The sequence below is a fragment of the Butyrivibrio sp. XPD2002 genome (genome assembly GCF_000423945.1).
Taxonomy (GTDB): Bacteria; Bacillota; Clostridia; order Lachnospirales; family Lachnospiraceae; genus Butyrivibrio.
Map to the genome: position 1 here is coordinate 1 of NZ_AUIY01000032.1, position 21,440 is coordinate 21,440.

A 21,440-nucleotide genomic window follows, 5' to 3' on the forward strand; every position below is an offset into this window, starting at 1 on the left:
CAGGTTGCCCACGCGTTACTCACCCGTCCGCCACTAAGATTTAACAAGATTCCGCCGAAGCCTCATCAGCGTTAAATCTCCGTTCGACTTGCATGTGTTAGGCACGCCGCCAGCGTTCATCCTGAGCCAGGATCGAACTCTCACGTTTAAATGTATCTCATCACCGAAGTGACTTGATCGTTCGTCTGACCAGAACTTAAGCTTGGCTTTTGTTCTGTCCGTTTTACCTTTAGTTAGGTTGTTTTGTTCTCTGAAATTTCTTTTTGGAATTTTCAGGGTTGCATTACTATTTCATTGTCAATGTGCTTTGTCTTGGCTTGTCAGCCGCAACTCTGATATAATATCATGTTGGCAACTCTCTGTCAAGAACTTTTTAATTTGTTTTCGTTCGCTTTATCTAGTGAACCGCTGAAACCTTCCGGTCAGTCGGCTGTCACTCGCAGCGAGCGAATATAAATATATCACCCACCCCTGTATGTGTCAATTACTTTTTTCATTTTTTTAAACTTTTTATAAAAACTTTAAAAATGTGGCTTTATTACAGGGGTTTCGGGCATTTTCCGAAGAAAATTTGCAATAAAAAATCCCCGGTAAATTACCGGGGAATAATTTGAACGGAGAAAGAGGGATTTGAACCCTCGCACCGCGTGAACGGTCTACACCCTTAGCAGGGGCGCCTCTTCAGCCACTTGAGTATTTCTCCATGTCTGAAAACCTCTACCAAATGGTATTTGGTTGTTGCGAATGACTGTATCATTAACGCAAAAGTAATTATACAAAGTAGAAGTATTGTTGTCAACAAGTCTTTTCATGTTATTTCAAAAAACTTATACATTACTATAATATTATGACAATTACTTTATATAAGTAGTGTTTACTCCGTACAGAATTCCTCTATAGCTGTTTCGTATAGATTGTTTCCCTCACTATCTATAACAACTATTGCAGGGAAGTCCTTTACTTCAAGTCTTCTGATAGCCTCTGTGCCAAGATCGTCATAAGCTATAACTTCAGATTTAACTATAGCTTTGGAAAGAAGTGCGCCTGCACCTCCGATAGCAGCCATATATACTGCACCGTTTCTTACTATGGCATCAATTACTTCCTTGGAGCGTTTACCCTTTCCTACCATTCCTCTAAGTCCCATATCAAGAAGTCTGGGCGCATACTTATCCATTCTGCTTGCTGTTGTGGGGCCTGCTGAACCAATTGGCCTTCCTTCTCTGGCAGGTGAAGGTCCCATATAGTATATGACGTTACCCGAGATATCAAGAGGAAGAGTCTCCCCTTTATCTAAGGTCTCGTTCATTCTCTTATGGGCAGCATCTCTTGCAGTATATATAACTCCTGAAATATATACCATATCTCCGCTATGTAATGACCTGGCTGTATCTGAATCAAATGGTGCTGTTATTTTTCTTTCCATGTAATGCGTCCTTTTACAACTTATTATAGTAAGCTTTTTGCTTTTTTAATGTGCTAAATAATTTGTGTTTCTTCTATATATAGTATGTATTATTTACTATTTTGCTTTTAGACCACAACACTTCGATGTCTGTTTACGTGACAGCATATATTTATTGCCACAGGAAGTCCTGCAATATGTGTTGGATATGTATTGATGTTTACAGCAAGGGCTGTAACTGTTCCGCCAAGTCCGCCAGGACCTATTCCTGTCTTATTTATTCTTGCAAGAACCTCTTCTTCCATATCCTTTACATAGGGTATCTTTGAATGCTCTCCGACTTTTCTTGTGAGTGCTTCCTTAGCCATAAGCGCACACTTTTCAAATGTACCACCCACTCCGACTCCTACTACCATAGGAGGACATGCATTGGGACCTGCATCCTTAACAGCCTGCACTATTGCATTTTTCACACCTTCTTCGCCGTCTGCGGGCTTAAGCATGAAAACCCTGCTCATGTTCTCGCTTCCAAAGCCCTTTGGAGCTATGGTTATCTCAACCTTATCGCCGGGGACAATATTATAATGAATAACTGCCGGTGTATTATCGCCGGTGTTCTCTCTTATAAGAGGATCCTTTACTACGGATTTTCTAAGATACCCTTCTGTATATCCCTGTCGTACACCTTCATTGATAGCATCGGTAAGAACACCGCCTTCAAAGTGTACTTCCTGACCTACATTCACAAAAAACACAGCCATTCCTGTGTCCTGGCATATAGGTATCTGGTCATTCCCTGCAATTTTAAGGTTTTCTTCCAGCTGATCAAATATGCGTCTTCCCAGATCGGACTTCTCGAGTTCTTTTGCTTTTTTTATAGCCTCCTCCATGTCCGGTGAGAGTTTATGGTTTGCATCTATACACAATTCTTTTACAGCCTTTGTTATTTCTGATACGTAAATATTTCTCAAAGCATTCCTCCGAAGTAGATAATGTACCGCCTATGCTCAATTAATTATTTTAATAACTCGCAGAGCTCCTTTAATTCTTCAGCTGAGGGCTCTGTCGGTTTCCAGAGTATGTGCTGTCCGTCATTTTCATATCTGGGTATTATATGTAAATGGAAATGATGTACTGTCTGGCCTGCTGCCGCACCGTTATTCTGAACAAGATTGAGTCCATCTGCTGAAAGCTTATCTTTTAATTTAGCTGCAAGTTTTTTCGCAAGCTTCATAGCTTCAGCTGCTGTATCCTCGGGAAGCTCAAAGAGATTTGCATAATGATCCTTGGGCAGAATGAGACAGTGTCCCTTGGTTGCCGGTCCGTTATCCAGTATTACATTGAATTTCTCATCCTCATAAATTGAGTTTGTGGGAATTTCACCGTTAGCAAGTTTGCAAAAAATACAATTTGAATCCTTCATAACCATTCCTCCATCGTATACTTCTTTCTTCCTATTATTGTTATAAGCAGAGCAATTATCACTCCGCCTAACAGTCCACCGATATGAGCAGCATTATCTATATTGTCTGCTGTAAAACCACTATAGATTGAAAGCCCTATCATAAGCGCAAGTCTCACCATCAGGTTGGAGCCTTTTCTAAGGTTTTTCCTTCCGAAGAAGACAATCACGGCAACTGCACCTATGATGCCAAATACTGCTCCGCTGGCTCCTATAGCCGGGATAAAGTTTCCTGTTCTATAGTCCCAATATGTGCTGGCAAGATTCCCTATTATTCCTGAAAGAAAATAAAGGAAAGCATAAGGAATATGCCCCAGGTCATATTCCACATTGGCTCCAACAAAAAAGAGTATGAGCATATTGCTGAAGAGATGCTCTACATCTGCATGCAAAAACATAGCTGACACCAGTCTGTAATAGTCTGTTCCTGCCAGAATGAGTTCGCTTCTGTGGTCAAACTTATCCACAAACATCCCACCTGCAAAAAAGCCATATATAAATATGATAATATTCAAAGCAATGATTATCGTGTTTATATATGAAGACTTTAGTATGCCTATCTGTCTGTTCCAGAAGGCTTCTGTATAGTCCTCTTGCTTTTTTTCGATGTATTGCTCCCGCTGCTCTTCTTTATATAGATCTCTTTCTTCGTCCATATTGTTGAAATCGCTCAATATCACTTAAATTCAAACAGCTGATCCATACTTCTAAGCAGTTTGAAATCTCCCTTCATCTTGAGATTACCTTCCATGAAGGCTCTTTGGAAGGTAAGTCTTCCGGAGACGATCTGTTCAAGAATTGTGGTGTTCATAGAAACATGAACGCTGCACTCAGATGCCTCTCCAAGCTTACACTCCATATCCTGGTTATCTATTCTGATCATGATGTCCTTGTCCTTAGGCTGATCAAGGAGAGACACCTGGTAAATAGCATGTATGCCTGCAACCGGTTTAAAATGTTTTTTAAAGCCGTTCACAAAATCTGCTGCATGCTCAGTTGCATGGTCTTTATCCATTTTGTCTCTGAAAATGCTGCTGAGCTCCTGTATGTCCTCTTTCTGCTTTTGTACATATTCCTCATTTGAAACATAGCGTGAAAGCTGCTCTGTTTCCTGGGGAGTAAGATCTGTGATCTTGGTTATGGATACCCTGTTCTTTACAGCCTGATTACTGGTGGGAAGGGACTCCATCTTCTGATTCATATTACGGTAGATGTTCTCTGCCTTTTTCTCGATGAGATTCTGATAGGTCTCATTTCTCTCGAAGGTAGAAGTGTCTGCTATATATCCGCATATTCCATCAAGCGGTATTCCGCCAAGTATCTCCCATGCAGAAGAGAGCTCCATCATTCCCTCACGTTCTCCGTGAGTTGTGGACATGACTATGGGCGCCATATATAAGCCTGAAAGCTTTTCTTTATCACCATAAAGCCAGCAGGCATCCAAAAACTGATGCATATATCCACCTACACCAAACCACTCTACTGTTGATGCCAGTATTATTCCATCTGCATTTTTAATTGTTCCGGGAAGAGCTGTGATTCCATTTTTTTGCTCGAAAAGATTAAACTGCTCCACCTGCACATTTAACTCTTTAAAGACTTCCGTCATCTTGGAAAGGACTAAAAGCGTAGGATCGTCGATGATTCCCCTGCCACCGTAGTAAATATTAATTTTCATACCGCACTCTCCATTTGAAATTCGATCAAGTTAAAGCTTATTATACCATAATTCTCATTGGTTTTAGCGGAATGCATATACACATTTTCCAAAGGATACCTCATCATCCTCCTTAAGAGGAGCTTCTTCGTTGGGCATGAGTCTTTTCCCGTTAATGTAGGTACCGTTAGTTGAGTTGAGATCTTGTATCCATACTGTGTCCTCACCTTTATCTGGCTTATAGATTTTTGCATGCATTCTGGATACGCTCTTATCACTGATGATCACATCTGAGCAGGAATGGAGCTTACCAACTATGACAGGGAGGCTACCCAGATCGATATTGTTAAGCTCCGATCCCTCCTCAGCATATAGCTTATGTGCTCTTTCTCCAAAGTCCATTGTAAGTAAAACTGTTTCTTCTCCGTCATCATCCTCCGGAATCGGCGCTTCATTTCTTATATAAGGAGCTGGATTATTCTTCGTTTTCTTAGGTGTCTGTTCTTTCTCTTTATATGTAGTGATCTGAGGTTCTATCTCTCTATCTTCGTCGTCTTCGTTGTTATCATCCTTCTTTTTCCTGATGAAGGCTTTATCATTTTTCCGAAGCTGTATCAGGAAGCATGTAAGAGACATCATGATAGACACCATAAAAACTGCAATATCCAGAATGCTCTCTTCATAAGTGAGAATGTACGCATGTCTCAGGTATACGAGAATCCCTGCAACAATAGCAAAAAGCATAGCCATTAGGAAATGCCCGCTTATTGGAAGCTTTATCTTTATCTTCTTTTCCTGGATTTTTTCATCATCGTCATCATCAAGGTCTTCATCATCATCGAAGTCTAAGTCATTGCGTTTAGGAAAATTATCAGAGGGTACTTCATCAATAATGAAGCTCACCTGCTGTTCTTCCTTTTCTTCTGCTATAACATTTTCAAGGAATGCAAAATCAATTCCGCTTCCGTCATAGATAGAATCCAAAAGCTTATATATCAGCTTTGCACCCCTTTCATCCTCCATATCTGCGTATTCCATTATGCTTTCCATGAAGGCTTCATCAGCAGTTTCCTCGTGACCGGGATCATAGATAAACGAAAAGCGTCCGGAGGATAATTCTTCAAAAACACCCTCCGGGGATATGATGATATGGCATGGATCAAGCAGGTAATCTCCAAGATTCCTGGCAGTCTGCACCAGGTCTTTAAAAAAATTCATAAGCTTTTCATAGGACATCTTTTTCCTGTCGTATCTGTTTTTTAAGCTCTGCCTTGAGTCTATCTCGTAATACAGGTAGTAACACTCATCCATGTTTCTCAAGGTAAATGGAAGAAGTCCATTTATCTTGTTGTTTTCAAGCATCTTATATTGGAACAGGTTCTCCTCACTTACCTCTGTCTTCATTATTAGATAGTTGTGCTTAGAATCCTTAAAATACTGTATATCCATTTATCATTCCCTTTCCTTATTTGTGTGTCCCTTGAAAATATCCATGGTTCTTTTTATTCGCCTGACAGTTTTAGCATTATTCCTGATTTTTACGCGAGCTGCTGCCTCGGACTCCCAGATCTGTGGGATTTTTGAAAAATAGCCATACAAGGCTCTGTGATTTGTCCGAATTTTTCCAGTTACAGTTATTTCTTTCCCACTTTGACCGGAGCCAATTTCAGGAGCACTGCTCCCAAAGTATTTCCCTGCTGTCTTATCTGATGCATGGTCAGCGATATACTCTGTCGGTGAGCCATAGCCCTGCTTTTCATATAAGAGGGCTGACCTGAATCCCAGAATATAGACGTCCTGGGCCAGGATGCACCTCCCGTATACAAGGAAAGACATATAAATAATCAGTACGATTCCAAATATCGCTGCAGGAATTACTAGCGCAGCTTCCACCGTCATATATGCATCGATGTTTTTCTTATTCTTTTTATTAATTGAATGCAAAACTCATTACCCCCACTCCTGCAGTTAAGAACGGAATAAAGGCAAGTGTGCTTTTACCATTTACTCTGTGCATTGCAAGAAGAATTACGCTTGCGATGGCTGAAAAGCAAAAGCCTATAAAAATCGCAAGCATCATATCTGTCATTCCCATAACAGGGCCTAAGGAGAGCGCCATAAGGCCATCTCCTAATCCAAGTCCCTGCCTTGATATAAAGCAAATAATAATAAGCAGAACGCCGGGAAAAAGTGATAATAAAAGATCATTAATATTTGCTCTTTCCGCTGACAGCTGATACAGACAGTAAATGAAGGACAACAGAATCTGAACGAACGGGAATGATACCGGTATCTTCTTACTTCTGATATCAAAAATCGCCGCGCAGGATAACAGGATCAGCGCAATTGCTTTAAACATTAATTCCGTTCCGTAATAGCTGTCTATTGAATTAAGTATTTCCATCTTCATAAAATCCTTTCATTTTTATCTGGCGCACTCACTGCATGGACTTCTGCCTGCTGCCTCAGATAGGCGTACTGTTTTTATAGTTCTTTTTATTCCACTGCAGTTTCTGTCGCTGTGGTATCTGTTTCCATAATTGGTTATGTAGACTGTTTGTCCTGCTCTTTTTCCGCAGTACTCACAGGGGTAAAACTTTCCTCTGTCCTTATTTCTCTTTGATGAGACTTCTTTTTTGGAGACGCTTTTGACAGAAAGCTTAAGATGAGAACAATCAAGGCTTTTGTGATAAGCTGTTCCGCTCTCAGTGATATATACAAGCTCATCCTCTTCTTCATCATCCTCCAGGGCTTCGCCTCTAACGTCATAGCCCGTAAATGCATGCCCATAAAATCTACCCTCAACAGGGAAGTTTTTAAAGGCAGCTATTCCAAAGAGTGGATGTACCTTATATGTTGCGACAATATCTATGACATCACCGTCAGATTCCAGGGCTGTCTGTGCAAAGCTAAGTCCTGATGATCCGTTGCAGATAGGGCTGTGCTCTAAATAGTCCTCGCCAAGGTATTGCTTAACCATACGGCTTGCCATCGCAGCATTTACTGCGCCGGACACTATATCCTCAGTTGTGCCACCTTCTCCGTATCCTAAAAAGGATTTTGTAGCAGCTTTGTTGATCATTATCTGGCTGCCTGTCTGATGTAAGGCTGCTTCCAAATCGCATTGGAGTTTTAGAATGTCAAAAACGCATAAAAGATTTACAAAAAAGAATAGGAATATAGGGAGCACTATTGATGCCTCAACTGTGACAGAAGCAGCCAACGATGACCTTTTTCGATAGGCCCGAAGAAGCACAAAGTCCTTTATGAAACTATCAATTACCATAGATTTCTTCGAACGATTTTCCATTTTATTTTCCAATTTATTTTTTCCTATTTGTATTATTTATTGAAAAAGGCCATCGCTGGCTACTCCTGTTTTACTCAAACATCTCGTAACCATAGACACGCTCTATTTCTATCCTTTTGTTGTATGCACCATTAATATCAAACTGAGCACTTAATACATCTACGCAGTTGTCTATCCTGAATCCGGAATTTCCTTCCGTTTTTCTTATGTTCATCTCAATGATGTCCATTAGTCTCTTTGTTTTCTTATTCTTACCTTCCATAAAGATGAGCATATTAAGATAATCCTCATAGCTTAGTCCTGACCCGCCGCCATTTTTCAGGTGATCCCTGAATTCAAGCATGTTTTCGATGGACAGATTCCAGGATTCAGCTGTCTTTATGATCGGGACCTTTCCGCCGCTGAGTAGAATCCTTAGGTCCGATATTGTCTCTGCGAAGGTCCAGGCAAAGACTATTGCCATCTTAATGACCTCCTGAAGCTCGGGGAGGGTTAATAATACCGATGCAGTAAGTGCCAATGCCTCAGCCTCTGCAAGCTTTGCTGCGTCTGACATGATGTATGCAAAGTTTGCCGCTTCCTTCCAGAGAAAGAGTTTTTCGACCACCTTTTCAAGATTGGCATAGTCACTGTCCTTCCCGGCATAGATATATTCAAGCTCGTACTTTAATCTGGTATCTTCCTTCTCCTGCCCATAGCATCCACATTTTTCATGAAGATATTTCTCAAATAGGAGTGTCGGTCCGATTCCTGTATCCTCAGATTCATCAAGTCCTGTTCCTTTATTAAGGCTGCGGTTTGATGCGTATACCGAGGAATCGATTGCAGCTGAAGATATTGCATTTATGTCGGGAGCTGCAAGGGAAAGGATTCCTATACTTTTCTGGGCTGTTACCTGTCCGGCAGGGTTATCAGCGTAATAGGTTTCATCCTCACCGTTGCCATCGGTATCTGCATAATGTGGCTGCGATATCTCACTTTGGTTGTCATTTGCTTCCTGTTCCACATCTGTTTCATCAAAGCCGCTTCTTTTAAGTTCATCCACATTATCCTGAATGCTTCCAATCGCTGCTTCTACCGGATCCACTTCCATGTATTTAAGGATCTGCCTTCTTAAAACAGCTCCGCCGCCATCTGATGCAAAGGAGTAACCCGTTATATTCACCTCACTGAGCTTTGCCGGCATCAGCGTTGTTCTTCCTGTAACTTTTCCGATTGTTGTCATCTCAAAGTTCTTTGAAAAATAATCTTCCAGATGCTCTCTTGTTTTGATTATTGACCCTGTATTTGTTCCGTAAGCTGTGTCGATGAAAAGAAGTCCGTATTTATCGAAAAGCTCTCTGTTATATTCTCCAAGCACTGAGTTCATCGCTATATCCATAGAAAGCTCCGACTTCATTTTCACTGCGCCGCTTCTCGCACCCTGTAGGAGTGCAAGAATAAGCGCAAGAATTATTGTCAGCGAAAGTGACAGATACACGGTCATATAGGCATCAGCCTGTAACCTTCGCCGCATCGTCGTTAATTGTTTTAAAGATCTCGGTAACAAGTCCGTCTATCTCCTTCTTGAAAACTATGACCAATCCAATGAGAACAACGATTATGAGAATTACTTCGACCGTTCCCATTCCTGACTCATCATTTATCAGTTCCTTAAATTTTTCTTTGGCACTATATGCCAGGTCTCTTGATCGGGCTCCTAATAAAGAAACCCTTTTTAATAATGTTTCCTTCATTTTTCCTCCATGTGTTGAAATATTATTTATAAGTAACACCCTGTGGGCGATTACTCTCTGTCAGAATGAGAGATATGCCGGCACCATGATAACTACCATTACGATTAGCAGCATCATTACCATCGGAACAAGAAGCTTTGTTCCGGCCTCTTCTCCGAGCTTTCTTGCATAGGACATTCTCTCCAATGTGGCTTTATCTGATTCCTCGCGAAGAAGCGTCAGCATTTCCGAATTTCCTTTTTTGAGATTTTGTGACAAAAGTGTCACAAGTCTTGCGTACTGCTGTGAGCCGCAGCGTATTCCCAGACGCTCATATACATTTATTTCCGGGACTCCGCTCTCAAGCTCTCTGCAGCTTTTGGTTATCTCTTCATATAAAAAGCTCTTTTTTCCACCTTCCCTGATATGCTCTTTATATTCCCTGGAAAACTTCATAAGGATTGCTCTTACTGACATTCCGCTTCCCATATAAAGAACAAGTCTTGATACAAATCCCGGATACTCCAAAGTCATTTGCTTTCGTCTGTCCTCAACCTTCTTTGAAAGGTCCTTGTCACCCATAGCAAATATTGAAATTGCTGCAATGACTGACATAAGAAGAATCAAAAAGCTGTTATCCTCTGTCTTCTCTTTCCAGAAAAGTGTTATTCCTTCAGCATCTGCAGGAAGTGAAAAGCTGTCCTTAGTCCTGGTTTCTTCCTCAGTTTCCGTAAGGCTCTCGTTTACCTCCTGGTACAGGATTTCCTCATCAGTAAAGTCTTTAGGGATTACCTTTACGTCAAAGACATGCTCCCATTCGTAATCCTTGTATTTAATAGTCGCTGTAAGAAGAGACTTTTCTCCTTTGAACGAAATGTCATCATTTATGGTCTTCCCATCGGAATGAAGGGCATCGATATTATCGGATTTCCAGGATATTTCGAAGGGATAGCCTTTAATTTTGTCAGGAAGATAAAGATCCTCTTTTACATGGTTTAGGTCTTTGTTTTCTCCAACTATTACAGTAGAAAGCTCTCTGATAAGCTTCGTATAGAGCTTCTCCGCTTCAGCTTTCGTGTATTCGATCTCACTTATTTTTAGTGAAAAATCTCCGACGCTTTCACCATTTTCATCAACCGCAACAAGCCTTGCTTCCTTTTCTCCCTTGCCATAGTCGCTTCTCATGATTTCGCCTTCAGCATTAAGGTTTGATTCCCTGCCCGAAGAATATGCTGCAAGGATTGCAAGCATTGATCCCATGAATATGAGTATCAGCATGGTGCTAATTTTCTTTATGTAATAAGAGGAAAGCTTTTTATTTATGTCCCCCTCTGAGTCAAGCTTTATTAGGTTATCCTTCACATGTCTTCTTCCGGGAGAGCTTAGGAAAAACCTGTTTTTCCTCAAGAACCTTCTATATATGTAGGAGGCTGTTTTCATAAACAGTTTCTCAATCCCGGATGTTGCTTCTTCCTCGGAGATACTCTCATCAGATGAAAGGAGAGCCAGAAGCATCATGTACAGGGGAATAACCAGATACAAAACGTATATATATTTCATGTGTGTCTCTTTCTAAATCTCGATATCTATTATTCTTTGCATGAGTATGTATGCTGCGATGTAGGTCACAAGACAGGCTGTCATCACGGTTATTCCAAGGATGTTTCCGTACAGAGCATCAAAAAATCCGGGGTTCGTTATACCGACATAAGTCATGATCCCAAAGGGTACGGCCTCCATAATCTGGGCTTCCATACGCTTTGCTGCTATAAGGACGTCTATCTCGTTTTCAACTTCCATTCTTTTTCCTATGACGTCGATGCACCTTTCTATGGTGTCAGTCATATTTCCGCCGCTTCTTTTCGCTATTGCAAAAACTCCTGCAAATTCTTCTATATCCTTGTTTTTGCTTCTTTTTCCAAGCTCCCTGATCATGGCCTCGATGGTGACGTTATTCTTAATTCCCTGCTCTATGCGCAGGAGCTCCCTACAGATAGGCGAACTTTTTCCGTAAAGAATGCGCATGTCATGTATTGCTTCAGAAAAAGAATTTTCGATAGAATATCCTGCTTTTCCTGCAGCAAGAACAGACATCATTGCATCCTTGAACTGAATTCCAAGATCATGATTTTCTTTCTTCTGCTTTCTTTCTTTTTGAATAACAAACCAGGGGATCGACAGTGGAAACATCAGAATTGATGCAATAAAACTGCCATAGAAGAGTTTTCCGATAATGAAAAGAATAAGAATGTTTCTTCCTATAAGTGGAATATCAAACGCTGTTACTTTGAGCTCCAAAACCCGCCGCTTCCAGCTTTGATACATTTTCAAGTTCATTCTCGCACCTCCATTCTCCGACTATTTTCCCGGATTCGTTTGTGCCGGTCTCATGAAATTTATAAAGTGTCCGAATCTCTATTTCGTCTGTCATATCGTTAATCCTTCCTGTCAGCTCGCATACCTCAAGGACTTTTCTTGTTTTATCCCTGAGTCTTCCGAGCTGAACAATAATATCTATTCCTGAGGCGATCTGCCCTCTGACCGCTGACAAGGGTATATCCATTCCCATGAGAAACATTGTCTCAAGTCTTGAAAGCATGTCTTTTGCGCTGTTGGCATGACCTGTCGACATTGATATATGACCGGTATTCATAGCCTGTAGCATATCTACGCACTCATCACCTCTGACCTCTCCAACGACAATTCTGTCAGGTCTCATTCTGAGCGAAGATTTTATAAGGTCACGAATGGTGATTTCCTTACATCCCTCCACATTGGCATTGCGTGTCTCCATCCTAACAAGGTTGGGGACATGCCTTATCTGAAGCTCAGCGTTGTCTTCTATCGTAATAACTCGCTCATCCTTTGGAATGCTGTCAGATAATGCATTTAAGAATGTAGTCTTTCCATTATCAATTTTTTAATTATTGTCTAAAGAACATCATATTAACCTTCATTTATCGTTAGACAAAAAATTAGCTAAGATGCAAAGATAATAATTCATGTTTTATTTAAAAACAGTCTTTGCCTACAGCTTTTTTCACCATTAATAATTCAACAGACAGAAGGTGGAATTACCCGTGTCTTACTGACATATTCCGGTAGATTATATGTGTATATATCGCTAATCCAAACATGTTTTATGGATATGCGTAATGATAAATTATATATAGGAGCAAAGACTCCAAACTGCATAAGGAGGTAACTATTTATGTGATTTATATGAAAGGAAATGAATAAATGGAGAATAAGAATGAATTAATTCCCGAAGAGGATGTAACCGATGTTGTTGTAGAGGAGACACCCTCTACCGAAGATAACCATCTGGTTGACAGAACGTTTGATGTTGTTGAAAAAGTTGGCCCGATAGCCATTGTCTGTTATTTCTTTTACTCTGTCCTTGACCTGATCATGGGACATGGATATGGTGTTGATTATGAAAGCAAGGCTGACGGGAGTAAGAAAGTGTCTGTACACAAAGAGAACGAAGCGAACGACGAAGACTCAGATGAGTAAGTTCTGATCCATCCTATACCTACCATAATTCCTAATAATCATATATCATCACCTCCTATAGTAAAAATAAGTTAATGGTATCCTCGTATGCTCCCTGCGTTAATGGGGCAAGCCTTATGCAGATGATAAAGAAGTTACGTGATATTGCAGGCCTGACAGAAAAAGACTCCATTCCTTATGTGGGATGGAGTCTTTGTTTTATATCAGTCCTTAAGATGACGCCTTTCCAGAATCTTGTCCATTGTGGGTCTGCTGACGCCTAGTTCCATAGCCATTTTGGACTTACTGATTTTACGTGTCATATAGGCCTTATATAGCTCTGATAACTTTTCCTCATCAATCTGTTTTGGCTGACCGCCCTTGTATTTTCCTGCGGCCTTGGCTATTGCGATGCCTTCAGCCTGGCGTTTGCGGATCGTAAGGCGTTCCTGCTCTGCCTGCGATGCAAGAACCTCAACAAGGATGTTGTTTACCATGTCAAGGATCCATTCCTGTCCTTCTGCAGGTTTAAAATTGGTAGTAGGGATATCGAGGATCCGCACACGAATATTGTGAGATCTGTAATACTCAAGCTCGCCCTTTATATCATTTTTATTTCTGCCAAGGCGGTCAAGGGACATAACAACCAGAGTATCGCCTTCACGAAGCATATGGTACTTCATGGCTTGATACTCAGGTCGGTCAAGATCCTTGCCTGATTTCTTTTCAGTTATAATATCGTGTTCATCGGCACCGTCCTGTTTAAAGGCTTCAATCTGACGAGACAAGTTTTGAGATGTAGATGAGACACGGGCATAATAATATGTTTTGGCAGCCATAGACTATCTCCTCGTATCGCATTATAACTGCGATTATTCTTCGTTGCTTGTTTCGGGATTAAGCTTAACAATGCGATTTTTCATTTCCTTTGGCATATCAAATTCCCACCAAATCTTTGAAACATTCAACTCTTTGAGTGTCTTGTTGTCATTAAAATGTATGTCATAGAATCTTACGTATTTGCTTTTGTAGTCTTTATAAGGATGCCAGACAATATAAAAAGCGTTTACATCCTTAACTAACGCTAAAAGCGTGATAAATACCCAAGTAAAGGGGAAATCCAGGCATCTCTGCGTATGAAAGTCGTGATATGGTGATTCGCGGTATTGAAAATGTGTAATATCATCCTTGTTATAGGCTATATCCAATATGAAGCCAATCTTTATATCGCAATCAGGGAAACGAGCCCGAATTAGTTCTAAGTATTTGGTAGCGTTATGATGCCGTTTCTCTTCTGGATTAGTCTGTATGCCTAATAGGCGAGCACAATTAACCAGGTAATCTGTATGATTAAAATCTGCATATGCCTTCAGCTTGTCATTTATATGCGATTCTATATCTTTTACAGCACCAGACATATTTTCACTATAAGAATCTTTCCATTTGTTATACAGTCTGCCAACCTTACTCTCAAAGAGCTTCTCAGTATCCTGTCCACATAAGGGCAGGATAGGAATATCCATGTGTTCAAGCCCAATAATACTGTTACCTTTACGAAATAGAAAGTCTGGTCTTTCCTGATCCAAAGCAGAGATATCTGTATAACCTTCAAGCTGAGAGGCATGCTTTAGGACAACATTTATTGCTTGTCGTTCTCTATTTTTATCTGCCATATATACCTCTTATACAAACATCTGCTGCAGAAGTCCCTTCTTAAGCTCTTTTAGCTGTGCCACTTTACGCTGATGAAGGGTGATAAGGTTATCGAGCTGCTTAAAATAGTCCCCAATTTTCATCTGCTCATTTATATCTCTGGGCATCATCAACTCTAAATTTTTCAGTTCGCTCGCTTTAACCAGTGGTTGACCTGTGCCAAATGAAAGTTTCTTTATATCAAATTGAGTAAGCAGGTGATAGAGGAATTCTATATTCTGCGATGCTTGTATAAACACAGTATTATCACTAATTTTCACCTTGCCAGCGTGTCGATAAAGACTTCCTGCATTCGCACCTACACGAGCAGTTAAGATAAAATCTCCTTCATAATCATACTCTTCATCGTACCCAATTACTGATGTTGAACCAAGAATAGGATATTCTCCTGATGAACCTTCTTTATCAAATTTGCTCTTACCAGTATCAACAGAATCAACAACAGCTTCCAACTTACGCTGTTCCCAATCGCCAGTAAAACCAGGAAATCTGATTTCTGGTATTTTTGCTCCGTCCTTGGGGAACATTTTCTGAAGCATCGCTTTTTTATATCTCAGAATTTCATCACACTTACGCTGATGAAGGGTGATAAGGTTGTCAAGATTTTCCATAAAGTCAGAAATCTTGGTTTGTTCATTTATGCTAGGGGCAAGAATAACAGTGTCTCTTATTTGTTCAAGACTCAATTGGGGCATAGATAATCCCGTTTTAATTTGCTTATATTTCCTTTGTTGACCTTCTGTAATAAGTGATTGGTATACAAAATAAGGAATAACATCCTTTTCAATTCTAACTCTTGCAATATGCTGGTTAATATTAGCTTTTTCAATGTTTTTAGGTACTATACCAGCTTTTCCAATATCCCCCGTGATTGCAACCAATATATCATCGCCCTTTATTTCTGAACGACTTAATGCAGCATTCGCTTCATCTGAAATATAAGAATAATCACCATAGACAAAGATATTATCCTTTATACAGTCATTTCTGAAAAACGGAATACCCTCGTCTTGCCATTCATATCCGTATGTCGTTGGCGTAGCCCCTTTTGTGATAAAGCTTGATACTTCTCCTAACTTACGCTGTTCCCAATCGTCAGTGAATCCAGGAAATCTTAATTTTGGTTTTTTTCTTTCACTCATATAGCGCACCTCTTAAAATGGGAATTCTAGTCCCAGTTCTTTAAACGATTGTCTGAGTTCATCTGAAGTTTTCCCGATTTCAGCATCTATGGATTTGATTGAAGCAGTTACGTCAGTAAGGTCGATTTCCTCTTCCTTTTCAGCAGTATCGACATATCTTGGTATATTGAGGTTGTAATCATTAGCCTCAATTTCTTCCATTATTGCTTTGTAAGCGAACTTATCCTCATTCTCGCGTTTAACATAGGCATCGATTATGTGCTGTATGTGTGCATCTGACAGCTCGTTCTGATTCTTACCTTTGATAAAGTCCTTGCTCGCATCAATAAAGAGAATATTGTCAGAATTACCGTTTCTCTTGCTTTTCAGAACAAGAATACATACAGGTATGGAAGTGCCATGGAATAAGTTCGCAGGAAGACCGATGACAGCATCGAGTCTGTTAATATTACAGATAAGCCATTTTCTTATATCTTCCTCAGCTCCTCCTCTGAAAAGTACACCATGAGGGAGAAGAACGGCTACACGGCCATCCTCGTCCTCCATGTGGTATACCATGTGCTGAAGGAAGGCAAAGTCTGCATGTGACTTGGGAGCGAGCTTGTTTACACCTGAATATCTGGGATCATCAAGGTATTCGGATTTTGCATCCCATTTTAAGCTATATGGTGGATTGCATACCTGTACAGTAAGTTTCAAATCTTCCCCGTACAGATCATTTGTAAGGGTATCACCCTTATAGATATCAAAGTTCTGGTAATCGACTCCATGCATTAGCATATTCATGCGAGCCAGGTTGTATGTTGTCGGATTGTTTTCCTGTCCGTAGAAGTGACCGACTCTTCCTGTTGTAAGGTGCTTTTTTACATCAAGGAGCATGGAGCCTGAACCACATGTACAATCACCGACAGTCTTTGCTTCATCAAGACCGATTGCAGCAAGAGTAGCACAAAGTGTACTGGGGCCGACAGGAGTGAAGAATTCGCCGCCCTTCTTTCCGGCGCCGCTCTGGAACAGTCCGATGAGTATCATGTATGCTGTACCAAGCACATCGAATTCCTGGTCATGGAGATCCATGTCAATCTCACCGATCTTAGCAATTACCTTGCCTATCTTATCTGTTCTTTCTGATACAGTATCGCCAAGTCTGGTATCCTGTAATCTCATGTCATCAAACAGTCCGCTGAATGCAGCTTCTGAACGATGACCAAGGGTTGAACCGGTAAGCTCATTTACAGCACGTTCGTAATCTTCAACAGAAAACTTGTCCCCGTCGCCCATCGGCTTAATTATCTTGCGATTAAGCTCACGGAAAAGATTCTCCGGTCTTATGATGTAGCCAAGATGTTCTATGCTCCATTGTTCTACAATGGGCTTGAAGTCTTCATTCGTAAAAGCTTCTTCGTAGGTAAGATTGTCTTCTTTAAGAATTTCCTGCATGTACATCTCTGTGCGTTCTGAAAGATAACGATAAAAGATGGTACCAAGGATATAGTTACGGAATTCGTTAGCATCCATTCCGCCTCTCAGATCATTTGCTATAGCCCATAACTGAGCTGACAGGTCTGCCGCCTGCTGCTGTACTTTGTCAGTATTGATTGCCATTATTCACCCTCCGCTTTAAACTTTTTATATATAGTCTCAACAAAACTCTTAATATCAGCAGTAATCTTCGTGAGCTTTAGGAGACCAAGATGATAATCTGCAAGCCTCTGTCTGATACTCTCATCAGAAATAGAGCCATTAAACATGTATTCTGTCAGTATTCCATTGACTGTTTCGTAGTCAAGGTTGTTATTGAAAGCAAATTCTTCCATTTCAGCCTGTTGGTATTCCTTTGCAAATTCATCAAATGCCTCCTGAATATCTGCATCCTCAGGAAGGTCATAAAATCTTGTCTTGATGAAAGCGGTCATGACATCTTTCTTGGCACGAAGAGACTCGTTATCTGAGCGATCTATTTCCCTGAGAACAAGATCAAGATCATTCTTCTTTTCTTCTTCGGTCTTCTTTTTGTTTGCAGACTTGAGGAGGTTCAGTATATAAACGACATTGATTCTATCTGTCCTCACAAGATCTATATCAAAATCAACATCAACAGGTACCGGTACCTTGGGATTCGGAGGTATCGTCTGGTCCTTAAAAAATAGATACCAGCTCTTATAACCTTCGTATTCGTCCTCATCAAGAGCCACAGCGAGATCAGCCCAATCAAACTTGGAAAATGTCTTTAAGGTAGCAAGTGTTCCTACCAGTGTCCTGAAAGCTATGATGAACATACGGATCTCATCCTCGCTCTTGAGCTGTCCGGCATCATCTACGGTTTCAGCTACCTTTTTGAGTATCGGCACCTGATCAAGCCACTTCTGCACGTAGAACTCATAACTCTGTAGAAGATACTCATTTGGATCTCCGTCACCGGAGAACAATCTTAATGCATCGTCCTGCCATTTCTTGATGTTTCTGTAAGTTATGACCTGTCCGAACTGTTTTGTCTTTTTGTCTACACGGTTTGTTCTGCTATAAGCCTGCACAAGCGTATGCCATACCAGGTTTTTATCAAGATAGAGCGTATTCAGAGGCTTTGCATCGAATCCTGTAAGCATCATATTAACTACGAGAAGGATATCTACCTGCGGAAGGTTCTTCTGCTTAAGTCGTTTTGAGATATCTTTCCTATAACCGTCGAATCCATCAAGATCAAAGGACGTACCAAAGAGCTTGTTATAATCATCCATGCAACGCTGTAAAAGCTCGGAGGAGTGCTCATCTCCCGGTTCGTCCATATCCTCATTCGGCCCATAGCTGAATATAGCTGCTACCTTTATCTTGTCATTTTCATCTCTCTGAGAGTTAAGTTCTTTAAAGATGTCGTAGTATTTACCGAGTGTCTTGATAGAATCTACCGCAAACAGGGATGTATATATATCCACGCCCTGTGGGTGTACGTGCTGCTCATGATGATCGAAAATATGCTTTGCTATCTTGTTAATACGTTCATCATCATGGTACAGATTATCGAGCTCGATATTGTGTCTCTTGCAATACTCAGGGTCATCAAGAGATTCTGCGTCAATTCCCTTGAGTTTGATATTGTGTGCAAATATCGTGCGCTGATACTCAACAGAGAACCTAAGGACATTGCCATCTGCGATAGCATCCTTGATCATGTATTTATGAAGACAAGACTCTCGTTTAGTCCCATCGGGTTTAAGGCCAGCATTGAAAAGGTCAGCAGTAGTCATTTTATTAGAGCCTTTATTTGCTTCAAATATAGGAGTACCTGTAAATCCTATATAATTAGCTCTTGCAAAATGCCTATCAATATCTGCATGCATCTTCCCAAACTGTGAACGGTGACATTCATCTATGATGAACACAACTTTCTTATCCTTATAGCTGTCCATCAGCTTTTCATAGCGTTTAGAATTAACAGCATGTGCCATCTTTTGGATAGTGGTTACTATGAGCTTTCTATCTGTCTCTTGCAACTGCTTTACAAGGACTTTGGTTGAATCAGAATTATCGACACAGTCTTTTTCAAAGCTGTTGTACTCGTCGACTGTCTGATCATCAAGATCTTTCCTGTCTATCAGGAAGACAACCTTATCTATCGAAGGCTCGTCTCTCAAGTCTTGAGCAAGTTTGAAGGATGTAAGTGTTTTGCCGGATCCGGTGCAGGCAAACACATATCCGTCCTGATTAGCTTCTAATACACGCTTTCTTGCAGCCTTTACAGCATAGATCTGATAAGGACGCATTACCATAAGTACCGGTTCTGCAGTCTTGATGACCATGTACTTATCAATCATTTCTGTGATAGCTGCCTTTCTGAAGAATTCAGAAGTAAAATCCTCAAGGGTATTGATTCTGGTATTGTTCTTATCTGTCCAAAAGAAAACAAGTGATTTAAGAATAGGATTATACATTCCGCCATCCATCTCATTTTCATTACAGAAATACTTGGTCTGTACGGAATTAGATACGACAAATATCTGAAGATATCTGAATATCCCTCTAAAAGAAAACTTCCTATATCTGTTAATCTGGTTGATTGCCTCGTTAATCTCAACACCGGGACGCTTTAATTCGATTTGAACAAGGGGAAGGCCGTTGATAAGAACCGTAACGTCGTAGCGGTTTTTGTAACGGACATCATCTTTATGGGCCGGATCCATAGTGATCTGGTGAGACACCTGATAAATATTCCTGTCTGTATCAAAGCTGAAGAAGTCAAGATAAACGGTTTTACCGTTATCAAGCGGTAGTACGAACTTATCCCTTAGGATCTTCGCAGATTCGTACACGCTCTTATTATCAATATAGTTAAGAACTCTGCTGAATTCACTATCAGAAAGTTCTGATGTTCCTTTCTCGGCAGAAATCTTTTTCTCGTTAAAGATTTCAAGCTGTTTCTTGAAATTGGATAACACCGCATCATAGTCTTTGAGGTCAAGATATTCGTATCCTATGGATTCAAGACGCTCAATAAACTTAATTTCTACCTCGTATTCCGACTGAACCTTTGGCATGTTTTAGCCCCCATTTTGTAAAATTGAATTTGTGCAATAATAGTTGCAATATGTAAATGTAATTATACACCCTGTTTTTACAATTTTGAGCATCAAATAATTATTAAATTATTGTAAAGCCAGGGTACACACTGACTTTACATTTAAGCATATGATATAAGAATATCAGAAGACACTAACGTTCAGTTTCGAACCAACAAAATAACAGATTTTCAAAGCTTAAAAGTTTTGATCCTTCATAATATGATGTCTGATTCCCATTAAAAAGATGAAATCAAAAATGTGATTATTCACCTTTAAACCGCATTTTCAACTTCATCTTTATCTAACAAAACTTATTATCTACTTACGATTCATGTAAATACTTCATATAATCAGCATTTACAGATCTGATTATTCGTCCCGAAGACATCATTTTAATCACGCTTTTATCAATGAGCTCATGTTATTTGTTCAAATGGGTTTATCATCAGGTCTTCACACACTGCTATATTAATAGTTTGACTGTATGATTGTGGAATATAGTCCTCTGACGCCAAATACCTATTTATAACCATGTTCTGCATATCCACAATCCAATATTCTTGAACTCCTATTTTTTTATACGTTTCTAATTTGATTGTATAATCATTTTCTCTACTACTATCCGTCGCTATTTCAGCAACAAAAAGTGGAACACCATGGATTCCTTCAGTATCAACATATTTTTCATCATCAATCAACATAACATCAGGAAGAAATAAAAGGCTATCATCATTACAGAGTTCATTTACATAAAGGGCAACACTTTTAGAAAAAACTCGCCATGGAATTCCATTTGTTTTAATATAAGCTTTCAAAGCATAAACGATTTCATTAATAACAATATTGCTCTCACAACTATCATTCTCTTTAATGAATATCTTTCCTTTAATGAGTTCTATATTCTCTTCATAGCATTCTATGTCTTTTACTGAATACTTTTTTGAAATGTCCATAAGCAATCTGATTACCTTCGTAATACTTCACC

General features: G+C 40.0%; 20 protein-coding genes, 1 tRNA gene, 1 rRNA gene and 1 pseudogene. 1 reads left to right on the plus strand and 22 read right to left on the minus strand.

The genetic code is table 11. From position 1 onward, the window contains the following. From G587_RS0114500 to G587_RS22935, 16 genes and pseudogenes are all read right to left on the minus strand, one after another. Positions 1-148, minus strand: a 16S ribosomal RNA gene (locus G587_RS0114500); the annotation flags it as partial. 467 nt (positions 149-615) lie between these two features. Further along, positions 616-703 (minus strand) — tRNA-Ser (locus G587_RS0114505). Positions 704-874: 171 nt separating this feature from the next. After that, positions 875-1,426 carry a Fe-S-containing hydro-lyase gene (locus G587_RS0114510; protein ID WP_026492859.1) on the minus strand — a complete coding sequence of 184 codons (552 nt, stop codon included), beginning with the start codon at positions 1,424-1,426 and terminating at the stop codon, positions 875-877. A gap of 107 nt (positions 1,427-1,533) precedes the next feature. Continuing rightward, positions 1,534-2,376: a fumarate hydratase gene (locus G587_RS0114515; RefSeq protein WP_026492860.1), complete on the minus strand. Its 843-nt coding sequence runs from the start codon at positions 2,374-2,376 to the stop codon at positions 1,534-1,536. Positions 2,377-2,420: 44 nt separating this feature from the next. Continuing rightward, the gene (locus G587_RS0114520; RefSeq protein ID WP_026492861.1) at positions 2,421-2,828 is read right to left on the minus strand and encodes an HIT family protein; all 408 of its coding nucleotides are present in this window, start codon (positions 2,826-2,828) and stop codon (positions 2,421-2,423) included. Further along, the gene (locus tag G587_RS0114525) at positions 2,825-3,523 is read right to left on the minus strand and encodes a rhomboid family intramembrane serine protease (RefSeq protein ID WP_051201060.1); all 699 of its coding nucleotides are present in this window, start codon (positions 3,521-3,523) and stop codon (positions 2,825-2,827) included. The genes G587_RS0114520 and G587_RS0114525 overlap by 4 nt, the downstream gene beginning before the upstream one ends. A 20-nt stretch (positions 3,524-3,543) precedes the next feature. Continuing rightward, complete coding sequence (locus tag G587_RS0114530; protein ID WP_026492863.1) at positions 3,544-4,545, minus strand: SCP2 sterol-binding domain-containing protein; 1,002 nt, start codon at positions 4,543-4,545, stop codon at positions 3,544-3,546. A 63-nt stretch (positions 4,546-4,608) separates the two neighbouring features. After that, positions 4,609-5,973, minus strand: coding sequence for a DUF6382 domain-containing protein (locus G587_RS0114540; protein ID WP_026492864.1), 1,365 nt, complete (start codon positions 5,971-5,973; stop codon positions 4,609-4,611). A gap of 3 nt (positions 5,974-5,976) precedes the next feature. After that, complete coding sequence (locus G587_RS0114545; RefSeq protein WP_026492865.1) at positions 5,977-6,468, minus strand: pilus assembly protein; 492 nt, start codon at positions 6,466-6,468, stop codon at positions 5,977-5,979. After that, positions 6,455-6,934: a prepilin peptidase gene (locus tag G587_RS0114550; RefSeq protein ID WP_026492866.1), complete on the minus strand. Its 480-nt coding sequence runs from the start codon at positions 6,932-6,934 to the stop codon at positions 6,455-6,457. Before G587_RS0114550 ends, G587_RS0114545 begins: the two co-directional genes overlap by 14 nt. 15 nt (positions 6,935-6,949) lie before the next feature. Then, the gene (locus G587_RS0114555) at positions 6,950-7,606 is read right to left on the minus strand and encodes a hypothetical protein (RefSeq protein WP_155829563.1); all 657 of its coding nucleotides are present in this window, start codon (positions 7,604-7,606) and stop codon (positions 6,950-6,952) included. Between the two features lie 298 nt (positions 7,607-7,904). Further along, entirely contained in the window at positions 7,905-9,350 is a 1,446-nt protein-coding gene (locus G587_RS0114560) for a DUF5702 domain-containing protein (protein WP_196812584.1), read from the minus strand. Next, the gene (locus tag G587_RS26885) at positions 9,328-9,570 is read right to left on the minus strand and encodes a Flp1 family type IVb pilin (RefSeq protein ID WP_035786885.1); all 243 of its coding nucleotides are present in this window, start codon (positions 9,568-9,570) and stop codon (positions 9,328-9,330) included. Before G587_RS26885 ends, G587_RS0114560 begins: the two co-directional genes overlap by 23 nt. 60 nt (positions 9,571-9,630) lie before the next feature. Further along, complete coding sequence (locus tag G587_RS0114570) at positions 9,631-11,109, minus strand: type II secretion system F family protein (protein WP_026492869.1); 1,479 nt, start codon at positions 11,107-11,109, stop codon at positions 9,631-9,633. A 12-nt stretch (positions 11,110-11,121) separates the two neighbouring features. Continuing rightward, positions 11,122-11,886: a type II secretion system F family protein gene (locus G587_RS0114575; RefSeq protein WP_081679469.1), complete on the minus strand. Its 765-nt coding sequence runs from the start codon at positions 11,884-11,886 to the stop codon at positions 11,122-11,124. Beyond that, a pseudogene (locus tag G587_RS22935) lies at positions 11,822-12,460 on the minus strand (CpaF family protein); the annotation flags it as partial. The pseudogene G587_RS22935 and the gene G587_RS0114575, both read right to left, overlap by 65 nt. A gap of 329 nt (positions 12,461-12,789) precedes the next feature. Between G587_RS22935 and G587_RS0114585 the strand changes: the two are divergent. Further along, a complete protein-coding gene (locus G587_RS0114585; RefSeq protein ID WP_026492871.1) occupies positions 12,790-13,065 on the plus strand; it encodes a hypothetical protein in 276 nt (91 codons plus the stop codon). Positions 13,066-13,268: 203 nt separating this feature from the next. On the opposite strand, the gene G587_RS22940 is transcribed toward G587_RS0114585, so the two are convergent. The 6 genes from G587_RS22940 to G587_RS0114610 all read right to left on the minus strand — a co-directional run bounded on the left by G587_RS22940 (position 13,269) and on the right by G587_RS0114610 (position 21,408). After that, positions 13,269-13,883, minus strand: a complete 615-nt coding sequence (locus G587_RS22940) for a recombinase family protein (protein WP_035786888.1) — start codon at positions 13,881-13,883, stop codon at positions 13,269-13,271. A gap of 33 nt (positions 13,884-13,916) precedes the next feature. Further along, the gene (locus tag G587_RS24635; protein WP_051201062.1) at positions 13,917-14,717 is read right to left on the minus strand and encodes a hypothetical protein; all 801 of its coding nucleotides are present in this window, start codon (positions 14,715-14,717) and stop codon (positions 13,917-13,919) included. A gap of 9 nt (positions 14,718-14,726) precedes the next feature. Beyond that, complete coding sequence (locus tag G587_RS24640; RefSeq protein ID WP_051201063.1) at positions 14,727-15,899, minus strand: restriction endonuclease subunit S; 1,173 nt, start codon at positions 15,897-15,899, stop codon at positions 14,727-14,729. 12 nt (positions 15,900-15,911) lie between these two features. Beyond that, complete coding sequence (locus tag G587_RS0114600; protein WP_035786890.1) at positions 15,912-17,504, minus strand: type I restriction-modification system subunit M; 1,593 nt, start codon at positions 17,502-17,504, stop codon at positions 15,912-15,914. Further along, complete coding sequence (locus G587_RS0114605) at positions 17,504-20,431, minus strand: type I restriction endonuclease subunit R (RefSeq protein WP_026492873.1); 2,928 nt, start codon at positions 20,429-20,431, stop codon at positions 17,504-17,506. Before G587_RS0114605 ends, G587_RS0114600 begins: the two co-directional genes overlap by 1 nt. A gap of 440 nt (positions 20,432-20,871) precedes the next feature. Continuing rightward, entirely contained in the window at positions 20,872-21,408 is a 537-nt protein-coding gene (locus G587_RS0114610) for a Uma2 family endonuclease (protein ID WP_026492874.1), read from the minus strand. Between the last annotated feature and the right edge of the window lie 32 nt (positions 21,409-21,440).

Coding starts and splice junctions, on each gene's coding strand:
- G587_RS0114510 (WP_026492859.1), bottom strand. CDS start 1,426: ATGGAAAGAAAAATAACAGCACCATTTGATTCAGATACAGCCAGGTCA.
- G587_RS0114520 (WP_026492861.1), bottom strand. CDS start 2,828: ATGAAGGATTCAAATTGTATTTTTTGCAAACTTGCTAACGGTGAAATT.
- G587_RS0114525 (WP_051201060.1), bottom strand. CDS start 3,523: ATGGACGAAGAAAGAGATCTATATAAAGAAGAGCAGCGGGAGCAATAC.
- G587_RS0114530 (WP_026492863.1), bottom strand. CDS start 4,545: ATGAAAATTAATATTTACTACGGTGGCAGGGGAATCATCGACGATCCT.
- G587_RS0114540 (WP_026492864.1), bottom strand. CDS start 5,973: ATGGATATACAGTATTTTAAGGATTCTAAGCACAACTATCTAATAATG.
- G587_RS0114550 (WP_026492866.1), bottom strand. CDS start 6,934: ATGAAGATGGAAATACTTAATTCAATAGACAGCTATTACGGAACGGAA.
- G587_RS0114555 (WP_155829563.1), bottom strand. CDS start 7,606: ATGATCAACAAAGCTGCTACAAAATCCTTTTTAGGATACGGAGAAGGT.
- G587_RS0114560 (WP_196812584.1), bottom strand. CDS start 9,350: ATGCGGCGAAGGTTACAGGCTGATGCCTATATGACCGTGTATCTGTCA.
- G587_RS26885 (WP_035786885.1), bottom strand. CDS start 9,570: ATGAAGGAAACATTATTAAAAAGGGTTTCTTTATTAGGAGCCCGATCA.
- G587_RS0114570 (WP_026492869.1), bottom strand. CDS start 11,109: ATGAAATATATATACGTTTTGTATCTGGTTATTCCCCTGTACATGATG.
- G587_RS0114575 (WP_081679469.1), bottom strand. CDS start 11,886: ATGAACTTGAAAATGTATCAAAGCTGGAAGCGGCGGGTTTTGGAGCTC.
- G587_RS0114585 (WP_026492871.1), top strand. CDS start 12,790: ATGGAGAATAAGAATGAATTAATTCCCGAAGAGGATGTAACCGATGTT.
- G587_RS22940 (WP_035786888.1), bottom strand. CDS start 13,883: ATGGCTGCCAAAACATATTATTATGCCCGTGTCTCATCTACATCTCAA.
- G587_RS24635 (WP_051201062.1), bottom strand. CDS start 14,717: ATGGCAGATAAAAATAGAGAACGACAAGCAATAAATGTTGTCCTAAAG.
- G587_RS24640 (WP_051201063.1), bottom strand. CDS start 15,899: ATGAGTGAAAGAAAAAAACCAAAATTAAGATTTCCTGGATTCACTGAC.
- G587_RS0114600 (WP_035786890.1), bottom strand. CDS start 17,504: ATGGCAATCAATACTGACAAAGTACAGCAGCAGGCGGCAGACCTGTCA.
- G587_RS0114605 (WP_026492873.1), bottom strand. CDS start 20,431: ATGCCAAAGGTTCAGTCGGAATACGAGGTAGAAATTAAGTTTATTGAG.
- G587_RS0114610 (WP_026492874.1), bottom strand. CDS start 21,408: ATGGACATTTCAAAAAAGTATTCAGTAAAAGACATAGAATGCTATGAA.